Below are 21,579 nucleotides of genomic sequence, written 5' to 3' on the forward strand. Positions count from 1 at the left end.
GCCTTGTCTTTTAAGCGTAGACAGTCGCTTCGGTGAGTGTGAAGCAAACTGTGCGTTAGATCACGCTTTTCCGCCTGAAGGGGACGCCGTGATTTTTAAGTAACGCCTTGATAAATCATTAATAAGTCCGCGCTTGGGCGAAGATAAAATTCGGAGCATTCATTATGCAACAAAATTTTATCCCGGGGCGCTCACTCCCACGCCGCCTCCAGCATCTCCAGCAGCTGTTCGCTGCTCAGGCTGACCGGATTGGCCTTCATGGATGAGGAGGTGCTGGCGGCCAGCGCCGCCGGCTCCAGCGCGTCGCGCGCCACGCCGAGGTCGCGCAGGGTGCCGAGACCGGCGTGAAGGCTCCATTCCCGCAGACTGTCCCAGACCCGATCCGCCGGAACCTCCAGCCCGTCGGCCAGCCAGCGGCGAACGTCGTTGAAGCGCTGGCGCAGGGCGGGGTCGTTTATCTGCGACTCATTCAGCGCCAGCCCAAACGGCAGCAGGCTGCCGCACAGGGCACCATGCGAGGCGCGGCTCAGGCCGCCCAGCGGGCCGGCGAGGCCGTGGATCACCCCCAGCCCGGCGTTGGCCAGCGCCAGTCCGCCGCACAGGCTGACCCAGGCCATCTCGTCGCGGCTGGCCGGGCACTCTTTTTCCATCAGAACCTTCAGCGCGCGGATACCCCGCGGGATCGCCTGTTGACAGAGGGCGTCGGTGAAAGGGGTGGCCCGGCTGCAGAGCCACGGCTCTATCACCTGGGTCAGGGCGTCAAGGCCGGAGCTCAGGGTGATACTCCGCGGCGCGTTGTCGGTTAGCGCCGGGTCGACAATCGCCAGGTCAGGCAGCATCCGGTCGTCGCGCAGGCTCACCTTCCGCTGCTGTTCCGGAACGTTGATCACCGCATTTTTGGTAACCTCCGCGCCCGTCCCGGCGGTGGTGGGGATCGCCACGAACGGCAGGGGACTGGCTTCCAGCTGACGGCCCGTTCCCACCACCTCCAGATAGTCGATCACCGGGCCGGTGGCGGGCGCCAGCGCCGCAATCGCCTTACCGGCGTCAATCACCGCGCCGCCGCCGAGGCTGACCACCGCCCTGATCCCTTTCTCGCGCGCCAGCTGGACGCCCTGCTCAATATCGCTAAGCCAGGGTTCGCGACTTATCGCCAGCGTCGTGACCGCAAGCTGCAGCGCCTCCAGCTGCTGGCGGAGAAACGCCGCCCGCTGCGGGCTGGCACCATGCACCAGCAGAATGGGACCACCCTGCTGCGCCAGCCAGGGGGCGGCGCTCTGGGCCTGACCGCGGCCAAAACGAATATTGGCGGGCATCAAAACGGTAAAAGGGGTCAACATGTCGGGTTCCTTTTCGGCAAACAGGCTGGAATCAACTATACACATTATCCAGCGCTCTGCCTTGTTGCTGGCTGGCAATAGAGTAGAGTGAATGAACTGTCTTTTATGGCTGAGGAATCGCTGACGATGCTAACAATTCTGGGCAAACGCTCTTCAATCAATGTACGGAAAGTGCTGTGGACCTGCGAGGAGATCGGGCTGGCGTACCAGCAGGAGGATTACGGCAGCGGGTTTAAGCCCCTGGACACCCCTGAATTTCAGCGCCTGAATCCTAACAGCCTGGTGCCGGTGCTGCTGGACGATGACTTTGTGCTCTGGGAGTCGAACAGCATCTGCCGCTATCTGGCGCGGAAAGCGGAGCGCTGGGATTTGCTGCCCGCTGAGCCGCAGCCCGCCGCCGAGGTGGAGCACTGGATGGACTGGCAGGCGACCGAGTTCAATAATGCCTGGCGCCATGCCTTTATGGGGCTGGTGCGTAAAGATCCTCGCTTTCAGGATCCGGCGGCGATTAAAGAGAGCATTGCCACCTGGACCCACTGTGTGCGCATTGTCGAGGCGCAGTTGCAGCGTACCGGGGCGTGGATAGCCGGCGAGCGCTTCACCCTGGCCGATATCGTGCTGGGGCTGTCGGTGCATCGCTGGAAGATGACGCCCTTTGCGCATCCGGAAATGCCGGCCGTGGAGCGCTGGTATATGGCGCTCAATCAGCGCCCGGCGTTTATGCGCCATGGCAATAACGGCGTGGCCTGAGCATAAAAAAAGAAGCCCCTCAGGGCTTCTTTTTATCATCCGGCGCTCGCGTGTTAGCGCATGGTGACGAACTCTTCTGCCGCCGTCGGGTGAATAGCGACGGTATTGTCGAAGTCTTTTTTGGTAGCGCCCATCTTCAACGCCACCGCAAAGCCCTGCAGCATCTCATCCATTCCGAAGCCGATGCCGTGGATGCCGACAATCTTCTCTTCTGGGCCAACGCACACCAGCTTCATGCGGCACGGCTGGCGGTGCGAGGTGACGGCGGTGTACATCGCGGTGAAGGAGGATTTGTAGACCTTCACCGCGTCGTCGCCATACTGCTCGCGCGCCTGCGGCTCGGTTAAGCCGACGGTGCCGATAGGCGGGTGGCTGAAGACCACGGTCGGAATATTGTTGTAGTCCAGATGCTCTTCCGGCTTGTTGTTAAACAAGCGTTCGGAGAGGCGACGGCCTGCGGCCACGGCCACCGGGGTCAGTTCGACGGCGCCAGTGTTATCGCCCACGGCGTAGATGCCCGGCACGCTGGTGTTCTGGAACTTATCGACGATGATGTAGCCTTTATCGTCGGTTTTCACGCCGGTAGCCGCCAGGTTGAAGTTATCGGTCGCCGGTTCGCGGCCAATCGCCCAGATCAGGCAGTCAACGGTCTGGCTGCGGCCATCTTCCAGCTCAAGGGTCAGGCTACCGTCGGCATGCTTCACCACCGCTTTCGGGATGGCGTTGGTATGCAGCTGCGGACCTTCGGCGTTCATCACTTCCACCAGCGTGTCGACGATCAGCGGATCGAAGCTGCGCAGCGGCGCGTGCTTACGCACGAACAGGTGGGTCTCAGCGCCGAGGCCGTTAATCACCCCCGCCAGTTCAACGGCGATGTAGCCCGCGCCGACCACCGCCACGCGCTTCGGCAGCGCCGGCAGTTCGAAGAAACCGTCGGAATCAATACCGTATTCCACGCCCGGAATGTTCGGGTGGCTCGGACGGCCGCCGGTGGCGATCAGGATATGATCGGCGGTAATGGTCTCGCCGTTCACTTCCACGGTGTGGGCATCGACAAAGCGCGCAAACCCTTTGATCACGTCGACGTTATTCTTACCCAGCACGTTGTCGTAGGAGGTATGAATGCGGTCGATATAGGCGCTGCGGCTGGCGACCAGCTTCTCCCAGTCGAAATGGTTGATGGTGGTATCGAAACCGTAGTCCGGGCCGTAAAGATGAATCGCTTCGCGGATCTGCGCCGCATGCCACATCACTTTTTTCGGCACGCAGCCGACGTTGACGCAGGTGCCGCCCAGCGCTTTGGCTTCAATCAGCGCGCACTTCTGGCCGTACATGGCCGCACGGTTAATCGAGGCGATACCGCCGCTACCGCCGCCGATGGCGAGGTAATCATAATGTTTGCTCATGCCCATATGTCCTTAATCGTTGATTGCCGCGATTGTAGCGCGAGGCGTAAAAGGTTCCACCGATGGTTGCGATTACTCCGGCACGATCCAGCTGACGGTCGTGTGACCGGTACCGGCCGGCACCAGCTTGCTGTGTAGCCACGGCAGCACATTGTTCATCTGCTGCTCCAGCTTCCACGGCGGGTTGATGACGATCATCCCGGAGGCGGTCATGCCGCGCTGGTCGCTGTCCGGACGCACCGCCAGCTCGATTTGCAGAATTTTGCGGATACCTGTGGCTTCTAAATCTTTGATCATGCGTTTTATTTGCGCGCGCAGCACCACCGGATACCACAGCGCGTAGGTGCCGGTGGCGAAGCGTTTATAGCCTTCGTTAATCCCGGTCACCACCGCCTGATAGTCGGTTTTAATTTCGTACGGCGGGTCGATCAGAATCAGACCGCGGCGCGAGACCGGCGGCAGCTTAGCTTTCAGCTGCTGGTAGCCATCGGCTTTATCGACGCGCGCGCGGCTGTCTTTCTGGAACTCGGCGCGCAGCAGCGGGAAGTCGCTCGGGTGCAGCTCGGTCATCTGCAGGCTGTCCTGCTCGCGGAGCAGCTGGCGGGCGATCAGCGGGGAGCCCGGGTAGTAGCGCAGCTGGCCGTTACGGTTGAAGTGTTCGACCACCGAAATATAGGGCTCAAGCTCTGCCGGCAGGTCGTCCTGCTGCCAGATCCGGGCGATGCCTTCGAGATACTCGCCGGTACGCTCGGCGTGCTCGCCGCTCAGCTGATAGCGGCCCGCGCCGGCGTGGGTGTCCAGGTAGAGAAACGGTTTTTCTTTCTCTTTCAGCGCTTCGATGATCAGGCTCTGAACGGTGTGTTTGAGGACGTCGGCGTGGTTGCCTGCGTGAAAGCTGTGGCGATAACTGAGCATGGATGCAGAGATTCCGGGAAATAAACAAGTTAACCGATAGTTTACCGCAGATCGGCCGAGATTACCGCTGCGCCGCCGCGCTGTTTCATTACTGCCAAAAGCGTTGCAAAACATAACGCTGTCATAAAAGCGTCAAACGGCCGCGCTAGCGTCGGATACAGGCAAGGTAATTGTTTGAATAAAAGGAAAAATAATGAAAAATCAACTCTCGCTGCTGGCCGTGGCGCTGCTGCTGGCGCAACCGGTTCTGGCTAAAGACATCCCGCTGAACAGGGCGGCGGCCCTCGCCAATAGCGTGACGCCGGCTGCCTCCAGCCAGGCGTATGACGATCTTGAGCAACAGGCGCTGGCGCAGCTGCGCCACGCTCTGCAGGGGGATGCCGCCGCGCTGACACGCGATCGGCTGGCGCACGCGAAACAAAACAAAACCCAAGCCGATACCGCCTGGCTGAAGGCCAGCGGCTATGACTTCCAGACCCGGGCCAATCAGCAGGCGGGCATTGCGCTGCTGTCGGCGTTCAGCAGCCTGCCGGAGACCGTCGTGCAGCAGAATCTGGCGATGGTGACCGCCATTAACCGCGACGCCGTACAGACCACCCGCCGTCAGGCGCTGGCCGATGCGGAAGGGATTAGCTACCTCTACTTCCTCAGCGACGCGCTGGGGCCGCGGCTGGGCAACGCGTTTCTGACCGCCTATGACCAGGGCGCGCTGGGGAAAGCGGCGGCGCTGATCAAAGCCTCGGAGGTCAGCACCGGCGAGGCGAAAAAGCACTACAACAATCCGCGGCCGTTTCTGGTGCAGGGCAACACCATTCACCTGGTGCCGGACGACGTGGTGGTGAAGGATAACCAGCCCTATACCGCCGACGGCGGCTCGTTCCCCAGCGGTCACACCAACACTGGCTATACTGATGCGCTGCTGCTGGCGGCGATGATCCCGGAGCGCTACGACGCGCTGGTGGCGCGCGGCGCACGCTATGGCTATTCGCGCATCGTGCTGGGTGTCCACTATCCCCTGGATGTGATCGGCTCGCGGATGGTGGCCGAGCGCAACGTGGCCCATTATCTTAACGATCCGCGCTACCGGGTATTATTTAACGAAGCCCGCGATCAGCTGCGCGCCGCGCTGGCGAAAGCCTGCGGCACATCGCTTGCCGAGTGCGCGAAGAGCAGCGTGAAAGACGATCCCTGGCGCGATCCGGCGATGCGTGATTTCACTCGTTTCACCATGACCTACGACCTGCCGCGGCAGACGGGGCCGCAGCCGCGCCTGCAGGTGCCGGAGGGGGCGGAAGTGCTGCTGGAGGCTGCCCTGCCGCAGCTGTCTGCGGCCCAGCGCCGGGCGCTGATGGTCAATACCGCGCTGCCGGCGGGCTACCCGCTGTCCGGCGCCACCCCCGAGCAGCAGTTCTGGCAGCGGCTGAATCTGTCGGCGGCCTGGGAAATGGCGCAAAAAGGGCATTAATGCGGTTTCCGGCACGCTGCACCGCGTGCCGCGTTTTTCCGGCAACGGGCGGACTTATCGCAGCAATACCCAGGCTGACGCACCGCCCGTCATTGAAATTCCCCCAACTATCCCCCATTCTAGATCTCATGCATAAGCGCCGGACGCGCGCTTCACTCACCCTTTTCAACAGGACAGCGCATATGACCAATCCATTACTGACGCCTTTTTCCCTGCCGCCTTTTTCTGCGATCAAACCAGAGCACGTGGTCCCCGCGGTCACCAAAGCGCTGGAGGATTGCCGGGCCGCAGTGGAAAGCGCGGTGGCGCACGGCGCGCCGTATAGCTGGGAAAATCTTTGCCAGCCGCTGGCGGAAGTGGACGATGTGCTGGGACGCATCTTCTCGCCTGTCAGCCATCTCAATTCGGTAAAAAACAGCCCGGAACTGCGCGAGGCCTACGAACAGACGCTGCCGCTGCTCTCCGAGTACAGCACCTGGGTCGGCCAGCATGAAGGCCTGTATAAAGCCTACCGCGACCTGCGCGATGGCGATAACTACGCCACGCTGAATACCGCGCAGAAAAAAGCGGTTGATAACGCGCTGCGCGATTTCGAATTATCCGGTATTGGCCTGCCGCCGGAGGCACAGAAACGCTACGGTGAAATCGCCGCGCGCCTCTCTGAGCTGGGCAACCAGTACAGCAACAACGTTCTTGACGCCACCATGGGCTGGAACAAGCTGGTGACCGACGTCGCCGATCTGGCCGGTATGCCGGAAAGCGCGCTGGCCGCCGCTCAGGCGCAGGCCCAGGCCAAAGAGCAGGAAGGGTATCTGCTGACGCTGGATATCCCGAGCTACCTGCCGGTGATGACCTACTGCGACAATCAGGCGCTGCGCGAAGAGATGTACCGCGCCTATTCCACCCGCGCCTCCGATCAGGGGCCGAACGCCGGGAAATGGGATAACAGCCCGGTGATGGCGGAGATCCTCGCTCTGCGCCACGAGCTGGCGCAGCTGCTGGGCTTTGACAGCTACGCCTTTAAATCCCTCGCCACCAAAATGGCGGAGGATCCGCAGCAGGTGCTCGACTTCCTCACCGACCTGGCAAAACGCGCCCGTCCACAGGGCGAAAAAGAGCTGGCCCAGCTGCGCGCTTTCGCTAAAACCGAGTTCGGCGTCGAAGAGCTGCAGCCGTGGGACATCGCTTACTACAGCGAAAAACAGAAACAGCATCTCTACAGCATCAGCGATGAGCAGCTGCGCCCCTATTTCCCTGAAAACAAAGCCGTTAACGGTCTGTTCGAAGTGGTGAAGCGCATTTACGGCATTACCGCCAAAGAGCGTACCGATGTCGATGTGTGGCATCCGGAAGTGCGCTTCTTCGAGCTGTATGACGAACACAACGAGCTGCGCGGCAGCTTCTATCTCGACCTGTATGCCCGCGAGCACAAGCGCGGCGGGGCGTGGATGGACGACTGCGTCGGCCAGATGCGTAAGCTGGATGGCTCCCTGCAGAAGCCGGTCGCCTACCTGACCTGTAACTTCAACCGTCCGGTCAACGGCAAACCGGCGCTGTTCACCCACGACGAAGTGATCACCCTGTTCCACGAGTTCGGCCACGGTCTGCATCATATGCTGACCCGCATCGATACCGCCGGGGTTTCCGGCATCAGCGGGGTGCCGTGGGACGCGGTCGAGCTGCCGAGCCAGTTTATGGAAAACTGGTGCTGGGAGCCGGAAGCGCTGGCCTTTATCTCCGGTCATTATGAAACCGGTGAACCGCTGCCGCAGGCGCTGCTGGAGAAAATGCTGGCGGCGAAAAACTACCAGGCGGCGATGTTTATTCTGCGCCAGCTGGAGTTCGGCCTGTTCGATTTCCGCCTGCACGCGGAGTACAAGCCGGAGCAGGGGGCGAAAATCCTTGAGACCCTGGCGGAGATTAAAAAGCAGGTCGCCGTGGTGCCGGGCCCAACCTGGGGCCGCTTCCCGCACGCCTTCAGCCATATCTTCGCCGGCGGTTACGCGGCGGGTTACTACAGCTATCTGTGGGCCGACGTGCTGGCGGCAGACGCTTTCTCACGCTTCGAAGAAGAGGGGATTTTCAACCGCGAAACCGGTCAGTCGTTCCTCGATAACATCCTGAGCCGCGGCGGTTCCGAAGAGCCGATGGTGCTGTTCAAACGCTTCCGCGGGCGCGAGCCGCAGCTGGACGCGATGCTTGAGCATTACGGGATCAAAGGCTGATTGCTACGTGAAGATCTGCTTAATTGATGAAACGGGCGCCGGAGACGGCGCCTTATCTGTTTTAGCCGCCCGCTGGGGGCTGGAGCAGGATGACGATAACCTGATGGCGCTGGTGTTGACCGCTGAGCATCTGGAGCTGCGTAAGCGCGATGAGCCTAAGCTTGGCGGTATCTTCGTCGATTTCGTCGGCGGGGCGATGGCCCACCGGCGCAAGTTTGGCGGCGGCCGCGGTGAAGCGGTAGCCAAAGCGGTGGGCATTAAAGGCGATTATCTGCCGGATGTGGTTGACGCCACCGCCGGCCTGGGGCGCGATGCCTTTGTGCTGGCGTCGGTCGGCTGTCGCGTGCGGATGCTGGAGCGCAATCCGGTGGTCGCCGCGCTGCTCGACGATGGTCTGGCCCGCGGCTATGCCGATGCGGAAATCGGCGGCTGGCTGCAGGAGCGGCTGCAGCTGATCCACGCCTCCAGCCTGACGGCGCTGACCGATATCACCCCGCGTCCGCAGGTGGTCTACCTCGACCCGATGTTCCCGCATAAGCAGAAAAGCGCGCTGGTGAAGAAAGAGATGCGCGTTTTTCAGTCGCTGGTGGGGCCTGATTTAGACGCCGATGGCCTGCTGGCCCCGGCGCGCCAGCTGGCGACCAAACGGGTGGTGGTAAAGCGCCCGGATTACGCGCCGCCGCTGGCGGAAGTCGCCACGCCGAACGCGGTGGTGACCAAAGGGCATCGGTTTGATATTTACGCCGGCACGCCGGAGTAATATTACCCCGTGGTGGTATCTCCCGGATAGCGGCGCAACGCGCCTTATCCGGGCTACCTCATTGTAGCCCGGCTCAGCGTAGCGCAAGCCGGGAACCGTAATATTTAAACAAACGGCGCCAGTGCGGGTCGGCCATCTTAAACGGTTACTCGGCGCTGGCCGGGGTATTAATCATCCGGTTCAGCCAAGGCACCATCAGCGCCATCACCACCGTGACCCCCAGGGTCACCAGGCCAATTTTACTGAACACGCTGGTGTAAACCGGCAGCGTCTGCAGCGGGTCGGTGATATTTTCCGGCACCGCGGTGAAGGTCGCCACATAGCCGCCGAGCAGGAACGCGGCGGCCTGGGTCAGGAACCACATCCCCAGAATAAAGCCCATCAGATGCTGCGGCACCAGCGCGGCGACCATCGCCAGCCCCAGGGCGCTGATCAGCAGCTCGCCCAGGCTCTGGAACAGATAAACCAGCACAATAAACCACGGCGAGGTTAATCCCTGGGCGTCGGCGAACCACATCCCGGCGGCCGCGGCGGTCAGGAAGCCCAGCGCGCAGAGGAACATCCCGAGGGTAAATTTCACCGGCATGGTCAGGTCTTTACCCTTATGACCGAGATGGGTGTAAATCGCCGCCAGCACCGGGCTGGCTACCACCACCCAGAAGGGGTTCAGCGCCTGGAAGCTGACCGGGTTGATGGTAAAACCCAGGATCTGATGATGGACGTTGTTGATGGCGAAGAAGTTCAGCGAGGTCGGCATCTGGGCGTAGAGAATGTAAAACAGCACCGCCTCGATCATCAGGATAAAGGCGACGAACATTTTGTTGCGCCCGGTTTTATCAAGGCGAAACGCCTCGCGGAAAAAGAACGCAATGACCACGACCGACAGGACAATCAGCACCAGGTTGGCGATCATCACGTTATGCATCAGCCAGGCGCAGAGAAAAATCATTACCACCGTACCGGCCAGCACCAGCGCCAGATTGCGCAGGCTGAGGGGGCGATGATCGGGCTCGGAGCCAATATCTTTCACCATCCCGCGGCAGGCGAAGTAGACCAGCAGCGCAATAATCAGCCCCGCGCCGCACAGGTTATAGGTCACCGCGTAGCCAAACTTTTCCGCGATCACCGGCGCCAGCGACAGCGACAGCAGCGAACCGATGTTTATCGACATATAAAACAGGGTGAACGCCCCGTCGAGACGGGCATCCTTCGGCGGATAGCATTTTGACAGCAGGCTTGCCGGGTTGGCTTTAAACAAACCGTTGCCGACGGCGATGGTGCCGAGGGCGATAAAGATCAGCTGCGGTTTCAGCAGCGACATCCCGGTCATAAAGTAGCCGATAGCCAGCACAATCGCGCCGAGCACCAGGGTACGTTTGGTCCCCAGCAGATGGTCGCCCACGTAGCCGCCGATCGAGATCAGCCCGTAAACCAGCGCCGCGAAGGCGCCGAAGGTGATAAAGGCCTGTTCCTGAGAGAAGCCCAACTGTTTAACAAAGAAGACCGCCAGGATCCCCTGAACGCCGTAATAGCCAAAACGTTCCCAGAGCTCCACAAAGAAGATCATGAAGAACGGACGAGGTTGCTGCAGCAAACCCGTAGGTGCAGTTGTATTCATATTCCTTCGCCTTGTATTACTTTCCCAAAAAGTATGAACGCGTATGCCAGAACGCGCCGAAAATGTCTGATAACTCGCCATGCTGCGGTTATTGGCTTAATGAGTAGATTATTATATAGATGTTTTAGTGAATAACTGGCTGATCACACTAATTGAATAGCTTTTTTATGGAGTTAATCTCTGTTGTCTGGCGGGGCAGAAGCGAAAATAAAAACGCCCGCAGCGGCGGGCGTCTGGCATGACACAACGGGAGGGTTATTCGTCTTCTTCGTCGCGCAGCGGGACGATCAGCATGTCGACATGGACGGTGTTGATCAGCTGACGGGCAGAGGACATCAGCTTGCTCCAGAAGTCCTGATGATGGCCGCAGACCACCAGGTCCATATCGTATTTTTTAATCGCATCGACCAGCACCTGACCGAGGTCGCCGCTGCCGCTCAGGGTCTCGGTGATCGGGTAGCCGGCGTTGGTTGAGAGCTCGGTCAGCGCGTGATGGGTCTCTTCGGAGATGCGTTTTTGCATATCGCCGAGGTTCACGTCAATCAGCCCGGTGTAGAGGTCGGAGTAATTTACATCCACGTGGATCAGGGAGACTTTCGCGTTATAAGGGCGGGCCATAGAAACGGCTTTTTCAACCAGTACTTTACTCTCCGGGGACAGGTCTACTGCAATCAGAATATGTTTGTAAGCCATAGTGTTACTCCTTCCATAAGTTTGTCGATGACCATTGGACCTGACAGCTGGCGCTGCCGTTTCGCCCGCGTCCTGCGTGCTACATTCGCGGGAGGGTAGCCTTTAAGGACTTCATTGTAGAAGATATTTCTTACCTTATAGCGCCCCCCGCACTCCGTCAATGCACTGGGTTCACCTAAAAGCTAAACAAATTTATCCGTCTTACGTATTGATAACGAATAACCTTGTGGTAAAAAAATTAATGGATCTCCTACACTATTTAATGAGCCGGTCGGAAAAATAAATGTGATCGGAATCGCACTCTTTACGGTATTGTCGTCGGTTATTTGGGGAGCGGTAGCCGCGGAGGATTTCTCCGTGGGCGGGTCGCCGGGGAGGAGGTATGATCAGCACTATTGCGCTGTTTTGGGCCCTGTGTGTCGTTTGTGTGGTGAATATGGCACGCTACTTCTCATCGTTGCGTGCATTATTGGTTGTGCTACGTGGTTGCGATCCCTTGCTCTATCAGTACGTCGATGGCGGCGGCTTTTTTACCTCGCACGGGCAGCCCAGCAAACAGATGCGGCTGGTCTGGTATATTTATGCCCAGCGCTACCGTGACCATCATGACGATGAATTTATTCGTCGCTGCGAACGTGTTCGTCGCCAGTTTATTCTGACCAGCGCCCTGTGCGGCCTGGTGGTGGTGAGCCTGATTGCGCTGATGATCTGGCACTAACGATATTTTCAGAATAAAAAACGGGCCAGCAAGCTGGCCCGTTTTGAACGAATAACGCTTAAATCAGCTTCAGGGAGAGCCAGTAAAGGACGCCTGAAAGGATAATCGCTGCCGGCAGGGTCAGTACCCAGGCCATCAGAATGCTGGTTACCGTCTTTTTCTGCAGACCACCGCCATCCACCAGCATCGTCCCCGCTACCGAGGAGGAGAGCACGTGGGTGGTGGAAACTGGCATTCCGGTGTAGCTCGCCAGACCGATTGAGACCGCTGCGGTCATCTGCGCCGACATCCCCTGGGCGTAGGTCATGCCCTTCTTACCGATCTTCTCACCGATGGTGGTCGCCACGCGGCGCCAGCCGATCATGGTACCAATACCCAGCGCCAGCGCGACCGCCATGATAATCCAGATTGGCGCGTACTCGATGGTGCTCAGCATATCGGTTTTCAGTTTCTTCAGCAGACGCTGGTCGTCAGCGCTCACGTCCGGCAGTTTCGCCACTTTGTCGGTAGTGTCTGAGATGCAGAGCATGATGCGACGCAGCTGGCCGCGCTGTTCCGGTTTTAGCGACTCGTAGTTCTCAACGCCGGTCAGCATGGTCTTCACGCGGTCAAGGGCGTTGATGGTGTTCGCCGGATGGCAATGAAACTCGCCGTTGGCCGCGGTATTGGTGTCCGGAGAGGGAACCAGCTGGTCAACGCCGGTGGCTTTCTTCAGCAGGTCAGGGCGCTGCTGGAAGAAAGTTTCCACATTGTTGACCGCATCGCGGGTACGGGTGATTTCGTAACCGGAGGCGTTCATATTCACCACGAAGCCCGCCGGGGCGACGCCGATCAGGACCAGCATCACCAGACCAATGCCTTTCTGTCCATCGTTAGCGCCGTGAGAGAACGACACGCCGATAGCGGACAGGATCAGGGCGATACGGGTCCAGAACGGCGGCTTTTTCTTGCCGTCTTTCTTTTCACGCTCCGCCGGAGTCAGGTGGATACGCGCCCGTTTTTTGGTGCCGCTCCAGTAGCGGCGCAGCAGGAAAATCAGGCCGCCCGCAATCACCAGACCAACGATAGGCGAGATGATAAGCGAACCAAAAATGCCGATGACTTTCGGGATATTCAACGCATCAACCACGGAGGTGCCTGTCATCAGCGCATTGGTTAAACCAATACCGATGATGGCGCCAATCAGGGTATGAGAACTGGATGCCGGAAGACCGAAGTACCAGGTCCCGAGGTTCCAGATGATCGCCGCCAGCAGCATAGAGAACACCATGGCGAGGCCATGCGCGGAACCCATGTTAAGCAGCAGATCGGTCGGCAGCATATGCACGATGGCATAGGCTACGCTGAGACCGCCCAGCAGAACGCCGAAGAAGTTGAAGAGCGCCGCCATCGCCACAGCGAGCTGTGAGCGCATAGCGCGAGTGTAGATAACCGTAGCCACCGCGTTTGCGGTATCATGGAAACCGTTAATCGCTTCGTAAAACAGTACAAAAGCTAAAGCAAGCAATAATAATAGTCCGGTATGTAAATCCAGACCGGCAAATAAATGTAGCATAGGACGTTACGCCATTTTGAGGACATGAACGCGGCGCATTATCAGTGACTTTAGCGGCGCGGGCAAAGTGAAATATAGACTTTTTTTGATTTTCTTCCTGTTTAGGTTTTACCCTGTTGGGAGTAATCCTATATCTTTCAATGATGTATCTAATGCGGGATTTTTCCCGCTGGTGTGACCAGAGTGAAATATTTACAAAACCCGACAATTGGGGAACGAGGAATGCGGTGTGGAAAGGTTTGATGCCATTGTCGTTGGCGCCGGAGCGGCGGGAATGTTTTGCGCAGCGCAGGCGGGGCAGCTCGGCTGTCGCGTCCTGCTGCTCGACAACGGCAAAAAGCCGGGGCGAAAAATTCTGATGTCCGGCGGCGGCCGCTGCAACTTTACCAATATGTATGTCGAGCCGGCGGCCTATTTGAGCCAAAACCCGCATTTTTGCAAATCAGCCCTGGCGCGCTACACCCAGTGGGACTTTATCGAGCTGGTCGGCAAATATGGCATCGCCTGGCATGAGAAAACCCTCGGTCAGCTGTTTTGCGATGATTCGGCGGAACAGATCGTCACTCTGTTGCTGGCGGAATGCGAAAAGGGCGGCGTGCAGATCCGCCTGCGCAGCGAAATTCTCAGCGTGGAGCGCGACGAGCAAGGCTATCGGCTTCAGGTAAACGGCGAAACGCTGGCGACCAAAAAGCTGGTGATCGCCTCCGGCGGCTTGTCGATGCCGGGCCTCGGCGCCTCGCCGTTTGGCTATAAAATCGCCGAACAGTTCGGCCTGAAGGTGCTGCCGACCCGTGCGGGTCTGGTGCCGTTTACCCTGCACAAGCCGCTGCTTGAGCAGCTCCAGGTTCTCTCCGGCGTCTCGGTGCCGTCGACCATCACCGCCGAGAACGGCACCCTGTTCCGCGAAAATCTGCTGTTCACCCATCGCGGCCTTTCCGGACCGGCGGTGCTGCAAATTTCCAGCTACTGGCAGCCCGGTGAGTTCGTCACCGTGAATCTGCTGCCGGACTGCAATCTTGAGGAATTCCTTAACGAGCAGCGCGGCGCGCATCCCAACCAGAGCCTGAAAAACACCCTCGCGATGCAGTTGCCGAAGCGGCTGGTGGAGTGTCTGCAGCAGCTGGGGCAAATTCCTGATGTCACGCTGAAGCAGCTGAACGTTCGCGATCAGCAAGCGCTGGTGGAGACGCTGACCGCCTGGCGCGTGCAGCCGAACGGTACCGAAGGCTACCGGACGGCGGAAGTGACCCTCGGCGGCGTGGACACCAATGAGCTCTCGTCGCGTACCATGGAGGCGCGTAAGGCGCCGGGCCTCTACTTTATCGGCGAAGTGATGGACGTCACCGGCTGGCTCGGCGGCTATAACTTCCAGTGGGCGTGGTCAAGCGCCTGGGCCTGCGCGCAGGCGCTGGTGGAAGGGTAATCTAAGCGTCCGGGCGCCCTGGCGCCCGGACGTATATGATCAGTTCAACCCAAGAAAATACTGAGCGATTTTGAAATAGATAATCAGTCCGGTGCCATCGATCAGCGTGGCGATAAACGGCGCGGAAACCACCGCCGGGTCGATGCCGATCCGTTTAAGCACCATCGGAATGACCGACGAGACAACTGCGCTCCACAGGGTAATGCATACCAGCGTCAGGCTGACGATCAGCGTGATTTCCATACCGATGCCCATCATCCAGGCGCGCAGGCAGCCCGCCAGCCCCAGCGTTAAGGCAATCAGAAACGAGGTCGACACCTCTTTGCGGATCACCCGCCCCATATCGCGCAGCCGTACTTCTCCCAGCGCCATCGAGCGCACCAGCGTCGAGGTGATCTGCGTTCCGCTGTTGCCGCCGGTGCCGATGAGTAACGGAATAAAGAAGGCCAGCGCAATGGCCGACTCCAGCGCCTCTTCGAAATGCTGCAGCACGCTGCTGGTATAGGCTTCGGCCACGAACAGCAGCAGCAGCCACACCGAGCGTTTCTTCCACAGCGTCCAGGGGCTGATCTCGAGGTACGGTTTTTCCAGCGGCAGCGTCGCCCCCTGCAGCTGAGCGTCCTCGGTGACGTCATCCTCCAGCAGATGGGCGATCTCCTTTTCCATCAGGCAGCCGACCAGCTCGCCTTTATCGACGACGGGAACCAACTCGAGGCCGCGCTCGTTGAGCTCGGCAATGACCTGCGGGCGTTCATCGTCAGGTTTGACGCGGAACAGGCAGCTGTCCATCAGGTAGCGGATAGACTGCCCGGCATCCCCTTCCTGCAGTAGCTTTTTGACCGACAGGCTGCCGCGCAGCTTTTTACCGGCGACAACAAACACCTGGCCGGGAATATCATCGCTGGTGAGCTGCGAGATAAAGTGCTCCCGCGCCTCATGGACGCTGAGATGTTCCTGTAGCGTAATAAAGTCGGTACGCATGTACTGGGCGATGGCATCGCCGTTGAAGCCAGAGGTCGCCTGATGGGCGGCGCAGAGTTGAATGGAAGACATGATTAAAATCCCTATAAAAAATCACTCATAGGGGCGAACAAGACAGGGTTAGCGCAGGCAGATCCCTACGTCCTGGTTTTAGCACTGCATAACGTATCTGAACGGTCATGACCGCCAGAAGTTACCTTGGCAACACCTTGATTCGATGGAAGCCTGTATTTCCCTTAGTGGTCTCTCTCGATACCAACAGGGCGGTAACTTGTATTTATGCAGGAGCCTCGCCATAACGAGATCGTTAAATGAAGCGCCATTATTGGCGAAGCGGGATAATTCACAAAGCGTATAATTTATGTGGTTTATCAACTGTTGATAAACCACCCAAGAATTTTCAAATCGTTAATCATCCGCTAAACACTGCAAATGCCCATGGCGCACGCCGCGCTGGGCAATCACGTCGTCGGCAAAATGCTGTATCTCGACCATGTCTCCCTTCAGCACCGCAATCTCCAGGCAGTCGTCATGACTGATATGCACATGCAGCGTGGCGACGGAGAGATCGTGATGATGATGCTGGGTGGCCACCAGCCGGCTCGCCAGTTCGCGTTTTTCATGCTCGTACACATATGACAGGACGGCATAACCGCGCCGCGGCTCCGACGGTGCGGGATCCTGGTTGAGGGCGTCTCGCAGAATATCGCGTACCGCCTCCGAACGATTGTGGTAGCCGCGGCGGGCGCTGAGCGCATCGAGAGCGGCCAGCAGGTCATCATCAAGAGTCAGGGTTACGCGCTGCATGGCATGGCCTCGTTAAGCAGAGTGGCAGGAAAAGGTGGCAGCACCGCCTGCTGGAGCGCCTGTCCGGCAGGGGAGCGCAGGCGCAGTGGTAGACTGACCGCCGCGGTTTCGACGATGCGTCCGTGCTCCATCACCAGCACCCGCTGGCAAAAGCGCTCCACCAGCCGCAGGTCGTGAGTGATGAACAGGCAGGCGGTGCCAAACTGGGCCTGCAGACGCTTCAGCAGGGCGATAATCTCCGCCTGCAGCAGCAGATCGAGATTCGAGACCGCTTCATCCAGAATCAACAGCTGCGGCCGTACCGCGAGGGCGCGAGCCAGGCAGACGCGCTGCAGCTGTCCGCCGCTGAGCTGCGCCGGGCGTTTATCGAGCAGCGTCGTGGAAAGGTCGACCGCCTGCAGCATCTCTTCCACCTGGCGCGCACGTTCCTCGCGCGACAAGCGCAACAGATGGCGCAGCGGCTCGCTGACGATCTCGCGCACCGTTTTGCGCGGATTCACCGCGCTGAAGGCGTCCTGAAACACCAGCTGAATATCGCGGCGGAAGGCGCCGACGGCCTCGCCCTTCAGGGCGGTCAGCGGTGTGCCGCGCCAGACAATATCGCCGTGCTGCGGCGTTTCCAGGCCCACCAGCATCCGCGCCAGGGTGCTCTTGCCGCAGCCGCTGCGCCCGAGCAGGGCCACCGTTTCGCCGGGGGCGATGGCGAGTTGGATCTCGTGCAGGACCCTGCCGTGGTGCGGGTAATTGTGGCTCACCCCGGTGACGCTGAGTAAATTCATGCTGTTTTCTCCAGTCCGTACAGCGCCAGATGCGCCGCCAACAGGCGTTGGCTCAGCGGGTGCTGTGGGGCGCTGAACAGCGTATTTACATCGCACTGTTCAACGAGGCGACCGTTCTCCATGACCGCTACGTAATCCGCCAGCCGCGCCACAACGCCCATGTCATGGGTCACCAGCAGCAGCCCCAGACCGCGGCTGGCGACGATATCCGCCAGCAGATTGAGGATCCGCGCCTGGGCGATGGCATCGAGGTCGGTGGTCGGTTCGTCGGCGATGATAAAGGGCGCGCGGCTGAGCAGGGCGAGGGCGACCATCATCCGTTGCAGCATGCCGCCGCTCATCTCAAAGGGGTAGCGTTTCAGCAGCGCCCGCGGATTATCCAGACCCACCTCTTCCATTGCCGCCAGCAGGGCGGCGTCACTTGCTTCGCGGCCCGCCGCCCGGCAGGTTTCCCGGGCGTGGGCGGCCATGGTATGCAGCGGATTAAAGGCGCTGCGTGGGTTCTGCATGATAGTGGCGATAGTCGCGCCGCGCAGCTGTTCGCCGTGCACCGGCATGCCGTCAAGCAACACCCGGCCGGCGGTCTGGTTGACGCCGGGCGGCAGCAGGCCCAGCGCGGCGGCGCAGGTGAGCGATTTCCCGCTGCCGCTGCTGCCGAGCAGCGCCAGTACCTGGCCGCGGCGCAGGGTAAGCGAGACGTCGCTGACCAGCGGGCGGTCGGCGGTAAGGGCGATCTGTTGCAGTTGGATCTTCTGCGGCATCAGTGGCTATGCTCCGCGATCAGGTGAGGATCGAGGCGATCGCGCAGCGCGTCGCCCAGCAGGTTAAAGGCCATCACGCTGATGAACAGCGCCAGCCCCGGCCAGACCATCTGCAGCGGCTGGGTCCAGATATACTGCCGGGCGTCGTTGATCATCACCCCCCATTCCGCCGTCGGCGCGCTGACGCCGAGGCCAAGGAACGACATGCCGGCCACGTGAAGCATCATATGACCGATATCCAGCGAGGCGAGCACCAGCAGCGAGGGGATCACCGCCCCTGCCAGATGGTCGCTGAACAGCCGCCACTGGCTGGCGCCGCTCAGGCGGGCGGCGAGGATAAATTCGCGCTGGCGCAGGGAGACCACCAGATTACGCACCATTCTGGCGTACCAGGCCCAGTGCGACAGCGCAATGGCGAGGATCACGTTGGTCAGCCCGGTACCCAACACCCCCACCATAAAGAACGACAGGATCGAGGTCGGAAAGGTCATAAACAGTTCGGCGAGGCGCATCAGGCCGCGGTCGGCGCGGCCGCCCAGCAGCCCGGCGCTGCCGCCAACCGCCAAACCGATCAGCAGCACCAGCAGCAGGCAGGCCATTACCGCCCCCAGCGAGACGCGGGTGGCGGCCAGCAGGCGCGAGAAAATATCCCGTCCAAGATGATCGGTTCCCAGCCAGTGCGCCCCCCCTGGCGGCAGCAGCCGCTGCTGCAGGTTAATCGCCGCCGGATCCCAGGGCAGCCACCAGCCGCTGCCGAGGGCGATGACCGCCAGCAGCGCGATAACCAGCAGGGCCAGTTTCACCGGCCAGCGGAAGTTTCGCAGCCATCTCATACGCTCACCTCCTCATGGCGGCGCAGGCGCGGGTCGAGCGCCGCGTTAAGCACATCCACCGCCAGGTTAGCCAGTACGAACACCGTGACCATCATCAGGGTAAAGCACTGAATCACTGGATAATCGCGATTGAAGATCGCGGAAACCGCGTAGCGGCCAACCCCCGGCCAGGCAAAGATATTTTCGATAATCATCGTGCCGCCGATCAGCTCGCCAATGTGCATGCCCATGGCGGTCACCACCGGCAGGGTGGCGTTGCGCAGGATATGCCGCCGCTCCACCTGGCGCGTGCTCAACCCGCGCAGCCGCGCCCATACCACGTGACGCTGGCCGGAGACCTCCAGCATGCTGGCGCGCAGCAGCCGGGCGTTAATCGCCAGCGACATAAAGGCGATGGAGACGGCGGGCAATATCAGGTGCTGCCAGTCGCCGTATCCCATCGCCGGGAGCCACTGCAGATGCACGGAAAAGAGCATCACCAGCAGAAAGGCTAGCCAGAAGTTCGGCATCGACACGCCGAGGAAGGCAATCAGCCGTACAGCAAAATCCGGCAGGCGATCGCGATGGCGCGCCGCCCAGATCCCCAGCGGCAGCGAGGTGACGAGGATCAGCGCCAGCGCCGCGCCGGTAAGCAGCAGGGTGGCCGGCAGGAAGTGCAGCAGGTCGTCCAGCACCGGCCGCCGGGTGGCATAAGAGAGGCCGAAGTCCAGGTGCAGCGCCCGCCACAGCCAGTGCAGATACTGCATCGCCAGCGGCTGGTTGAGCCCCAGCAGTTCGCGGGTCGAGGCGACCATCTCTTCCGTGGGCGGCAAGTTCGACAGGCGCAGATAATCCAGCGCCGGGTCGCCGGTGCCGAGCCGCAGCAGCAGAAAGATGATGGCGGAGGCGGCGAGCAACAGCGGGATCAGCAGCAGCAGGCGGCGTAAAATATAGCGTAGCATTATGGCGTTACCGGTTTAATCTGGTCGAACGGGATCTCGGTGGTCACCGGCGCGAACGGGATCTCGCCGACCTCCTGGCGCGCAACCGACATCAGCGAGACATAGCTGATGGGTAGGTACACCGCGTCCTGATGCAGACGGGTCAGCACATCGTGGTACAGCCGTTTCCGCTGCGCCTCGTCGCTGGTGGTCAGCACCTCGCTAATCTCTTTATCAATCAGCGCTTTGTCGGGCAGGCCGCGCTGGGCCTGATAATCGGCATGCGAGGGCACGCGCATCGAGCTTAAAAAGGCATGCGGATCGTAGGGGGCGCCCCAGGTGCGATTGAAGATCATGCCGAACCGGCCTTCGCGCTGGCGCGCATAGATGCTGCTCTCCTCCTCGCCCACCAGGGTGACGCGGACGCCGACCTCCCGCAGATTGGCCTGAATAATTTCGGCCATCGATTTAGCCAGCGCGTCGGTGCCGATAAACGCCAGCTCAATCGCCAGCGCTTGCCCGGCTTTTTGTCGCCAGGGCTGGCCTTCCGGCTGCTGCCAGCCGGCCTGCGCCAGCAGGGCGCGGGCTTTTGCCGGATCGTAACGGCGCGGCGTCAGATCCTGCGGGGCGTAGGGGACCGAGGGCGCAAACAGGGTGTCGGCAACCTGCTGGGTGCCGTAGAGCACGCTATCGACGAGGGTCTGCTTGTCGACGGCGTAGTTGAGCGCCTCGCGAACCGCCTGCTCGCGGGTCGGGCCCTGGCTGGCGTTCAGCGCTAGCATCACCGTCTCCGTCGGGGCGGAGAGTCGAGCCACGTAGCCGGGGTGATGACGAAAGCGTTCGAAGGTATCCAGCGGTAGCAGCCCTTCGTCGCCGTAGAGCATGTCAATTTCCCCGGTTTCGAACGCCACCGCGCGGCTGGTGGCGTCAGGGATCACTTTGATGGTGATTTGCTGCAGCGCGGGTTTATTACCCCAGTACTGTTCGTTGCGTACCAGCACGTCGCGCTGATTGAGCTGCGAGCTCGCCAGTCGCCACGGCCCGGTGCCGATCGGGGCTTTGATGCCGTTGGCGGTGCCGCCATCGATAAACTGCGAGGGGGCGATAAAGCGGAACGGGCGGGGCAGGGCCAGCTCTTGTAGCAAGGGGGCGTAGGCGCTTTTCAGGGTGATCTGCAGCTCGCTGGCGCTGAGCGCCCGCACGTCGGTTATCTGATTGGCGAGCTCAAGCCAGGCGTGGCGTTGACGGTTGGCGAGCACCGCCTGGAAATTCGCCGCTGCGGCCTGGGCGTTAAAGGGTTCGCCGTTGGAGAAGGTCACATCCTCGCGCAGGGTGAACCACCAGGTTTTACCATCGTCGGAGTGACGCCAGCGGGTCGCCAGCCAGGGCTGCACGCTGCCGTCAGCCTGATACTTCACCAGCGGCTCATAGACCATGCTTTGGGCAAACATCTGGTTGGGGGTATAAAGATGCGGATTCAGCGGGCCGACGTTCACCGGCCAGGCGGTGGTGAGCGAGTGCTGCGCGGCCTGAGCCAGCAGAGGGACGCAGGCGATCAGCGCCAGCAGAGTGAGGCGGAAAATAGACAAGACGGCAATCTCAACGACAGGAAAGTATGACGATTTTAGTG

The 21,579-nt window shown here is 60.4% G+C and carries 19 protein-coding genes and 1 riboswitch; of the genes, 6 read left to right on the forward strand and 13 right to left on the reverse strand.

The window, feature by feature from the left end:
- Positions 1–191 precede the first annotated feature (191 nt).
- Positions 192–1,340 carry an iron-containing alcohol dehydrogenase gene (locus ACLEXF_RS22440; protein ID WP_043522524.1) on the reverse strand — a complete coding sequence of 383 codons (1,149 nt, stop codon included), beginning with the start codon at positions 1,338–1,340 and terminating at the stop codon, positions 192–194.
- A 126-nt stretch (positions 1,341–1,466) separates the two neighbouring features.
- Between ACLEXF_RS22440 and ACLEXF_RS22445 the strand changes: the two genes are divergently transcribed.
- Positions 1,467–2,090 carry a glutathione S-transferase family protein gene (locus ACLEXF_RS22445; RefSeq protein ID WP_023319290.1) on the forward strand — a complete coding sequence of 208 codons (624 nt, stop codon included), beginning with the start codon at positions 1,467–1,469 and terminating at the stop codon, positions 2,088–2,090.
- A gap of 53 nt (positions 2,091–2,143) precedes the next feature.
- Here ACLEXF_RS22445 and gorA read toward each other — a convergent pair whose 3' ends face one another.
- Both gorA and ACLEXF_RS22455 read right to left on the reverse strand, forming a co-directional pair.
- Positions 2,144–3,496, reverse strand: coding sequence for a glutathione-disulfide reductase (gene gorA / locus ACLEXF_RS22450; RefSeq protein WP_004204946.1), 1,353 nt, complete (start codon positions 3,494–3,496; stop codon positions 2,144–2,146).
- Between the two features lie 72 nt (positions 3,497–3,568).
- Complete coding sequence (locus ACLEXF_RS22455; RefSeq protein ID WP_004204945.1) at positions 3,569–4,411, reverse strand: 23S rRNA (adenine(2030)-N(6))-methyltransferase RlmJ; 843 nt, start codon at positions 4,409–4,411, stop codon at positions 3,569–3,571.
- 193 nt (positions 4,412–4,604) lie between these two features.
- Here ACLEXF_RS22455 and ACLEXF_RS22460 point away from each other — a divergent pair, with 193 nt between their 5' ends.
- From ACLEXF_RS22460 to rsmJ, 3 genes are all read left to right on the forward strand, one after another.
- Positions 4,605–5,876: an acid phosphatase gene (locus ACLEXF_RS22460; RefSeq protein ID WP_048295696.1), complete on the forward strand. Its 1,272-nt coding sequence runs from the start codon at positions 4,605–4,607 to the stop codon at positions 5,874–5,876.
- Positions 5,877–6,058: 182 nt separating this feature from the next.
- Positions 6,059–8,101, forward strand: a complete 2,043-nt coding sequence (gene prlC / locus ACLEXF_RS22465) for an oligopeptidase A (RefSeq protein WP_060656607.1) — start codon at positions 6,059–6,061, stop codon at positions 8,099–8,101.
- Between the two features lie 7 nt (positions 8,102–8,108).
- Positions 8,109–8,861, forward strand: a complete 753-nt coding sequence (gene rsmJ / locus ACLEXF_RS22470) for a 16S rRNA (guanine(1516)-N(2))-methyltransferase RsmJ (protein WP_004204942.1) — start codon at positions 8,109–8,111, stop codon at positions 8,859–8,861.
- A gap of 145 nt (positions 8,862–9,006) precedes the next feature.
- Here rsmJ and dtpB read toward each other — a convergent pair whose 3' ends face one another.
- Both dtpB and uspA read right to left on the reverse strand, forming a co-directional pair.
- Positions 9,007–10,479, reverse strand: a complete 1,473-nt coding sequence (dtpB, locus tag ACLEXF_RS22475; RefSeq protein WP_023319285.1) for a dipeptide/tripeptide permease DtpB — start codon at positions 10,477–10,479, stop codon at positions 9,007–9,009.
- Between the two features lie 255 nt (positions 10,480–10,734).
- Positions 10,735–11,172 (reverse strand): universal stress protein UspA, encoded by a 438-nt coding sequence (gene uspA, locus ACLEXF_RS22480; RefSeq protein ID WP_004145166.1) that lies wholly within the window; start codon positions 11,170–11,172, stop codon positions 10,735–10,737.
- 382 nt (positions 11,173–11,554) lie between these two features.
- Between uspA and uspB the strand changes: the two genes are divergently transcribed.
- Positions 11,555–11,890 (forward strand): universal stress protein UspB, encoded by a 336-nt coding sequence (gene uspB, locus ACLEXF_RS22485; RefSeq protein WP_002921203.1) that lies wholly within the window; start codon positions 11,555–11,557, stop codon positions 11,888–11,890.
- A gap of 58 nt (positions 11,891–11,948) precedes the next feature.
- Here uspB and pitA read toward each other — a convergent pair whose 3' ends face one another.
- Positions 11,949–13,445, reverse strand: coding sequence for an inorganic phosphate transporter PitA (gene pitA / locus ACLEXF_RS22490; RefSeq protein WP_004204940.1), 1,497 nt, complete (start codon positions 13,443–13,445; stop codon positions 11,949–11,951).
- 229 nt (positions 13,446–13,674) lie between these two features.
- Here pitA and ACLEXF_RS22495 point away from each other — a divergent pair, with 229 nt between their 5' ends.
- Positions 13,675–14,868 (forward strand): NAD(P)/FAD-dependent oxidoreductase, encoded by a 1,194-nt coding sequence (locus ACLEXF_RS22495; protein ID WP_004204939.1) that lies wholly within the window; start codon positions 13,675–13,677, stop codon positions 14,866–14,868.
- A gap of 39 nt (positions 14,869–14,907) precedes the next feature.
- Here ACLEXF_RS22495 and ACLEXF_RS22500 read toward each other — a convergent pair whose 3' ends face one another.
- The 7 genes from ACLEXF_RS22500 to nikA all read right to left on the reverse strand — a co-directional run bounded on the left by ACLEXF_RS22500 (position 14,908) and on the right by nikA (position 21,538).
- Positions 14,908–15,921, reverse strand: coding sequence for a magnesium transporter (locus ACLEXF_RS22500; RefSeq protein ID WP_065697479.1), 1,014 nt, complete (start codon positions 15,919–15,921; stop codon positions 14,908–14,910).
- A gap of 56 nt (positions 15,922–15,977) precedes the next feature.
- A riboswitch (M-box (ykoK) riboswitch) is annotated at positions 15,978–16,159 on the reverse strand.
- A 98-nt stretch (positions 16,160–16,257) separates the two neighbouring features.
- Entirely contained in the window at positions 16,258–16,656 is a 399-nt protein-coding gene (nikR, locus tag ACLEXF_RS22505) for a nickel-responsive transcriptional regulator NikR (RefSeq protein ID WP_004202063.1), read from the reverse strand.
- Entirely contained in the window at positions 16,644–17,435 is a 792-nt protein-coding gene (gene nikE, locus ACLEXF_RS22510) for a nickel import ATP-binding protein NikE (RefSeq protein ID WP_064183540.1), read from the reverse strand. Before nikE ends, nikR begins: the two co-directional genes overlap by 13 nt.
- Positions 17,432–18,196 carry a nickel import ATP-binding protein NikD gene (gene nikD / locus ACLEXF_RS22515; protein ID WP_023319281.1) on the reverse strand — a complete coding sequence of 255 codons (765 nt, stop codon included), beginning with the start codon at positions 18,194–18,196 and terminating at the stop codon, positions 17,432–17,434. The genes nikE and nikD overlap by 4 nt, the downstream gene beginning before the upstream one ends.
- Positions 18,196–19,029: a nickel ABC transporter permease subunit NikC gene (gene nikC / locus ACLEXF_RS22520; protein ID WP_004202068.1), complete on the reverse strand. Its 834-nt coding sequence runs from the start codon at positions 19,027–19,029 to the stop codon at positions 18,196–18,198. Before nikC ends, nikD begins: the two co-directional genes overlap by 1 nt.
- Positions 19,026–19,970, reverse strand: a complete 945-nt coding sequence (nikB, locus tag ACLEXF_RS22525) for a nickel ABC transporter permease subunit NikB (protein WP_004202070.1) — start codon at positions 19,968–19,970, stop codon at positions 19,026–19,028. The genes nikC and nikB overlap by 4 nt, the downstream gene beginning before the upstream one ends.
- Positions 19,970–21,538: a nickel ABC transporter substrate-binding protein gene (gene nikA / locus ACLEXF_RS22530; RefSeq protein WP_032456700.1), complete on the reverse strand. Its 1,569-nt coding sequence runs from the start codon at positions 21,536–21,538 to the stop codon at positions 19,970–19,972. The genes nikB and nikA overlap by 1 nt, the downstream gene beginning before the upstream one ends.
- Positions 21,539–21,579 lie beyond the last annotated feature (41 nt).

Source organism: Klebsiella pneumoniae complex sp. WS1778 (assembly GCF_049472055.1).
GTDB classification, from domain to species: domain Bacteria; phylum Pseudomonadota; class Gammaproteobacteria; order Enterobacterales; family Enterobacteriaceae; genus Klebsiella; species Klebsiella quasipneumoniae.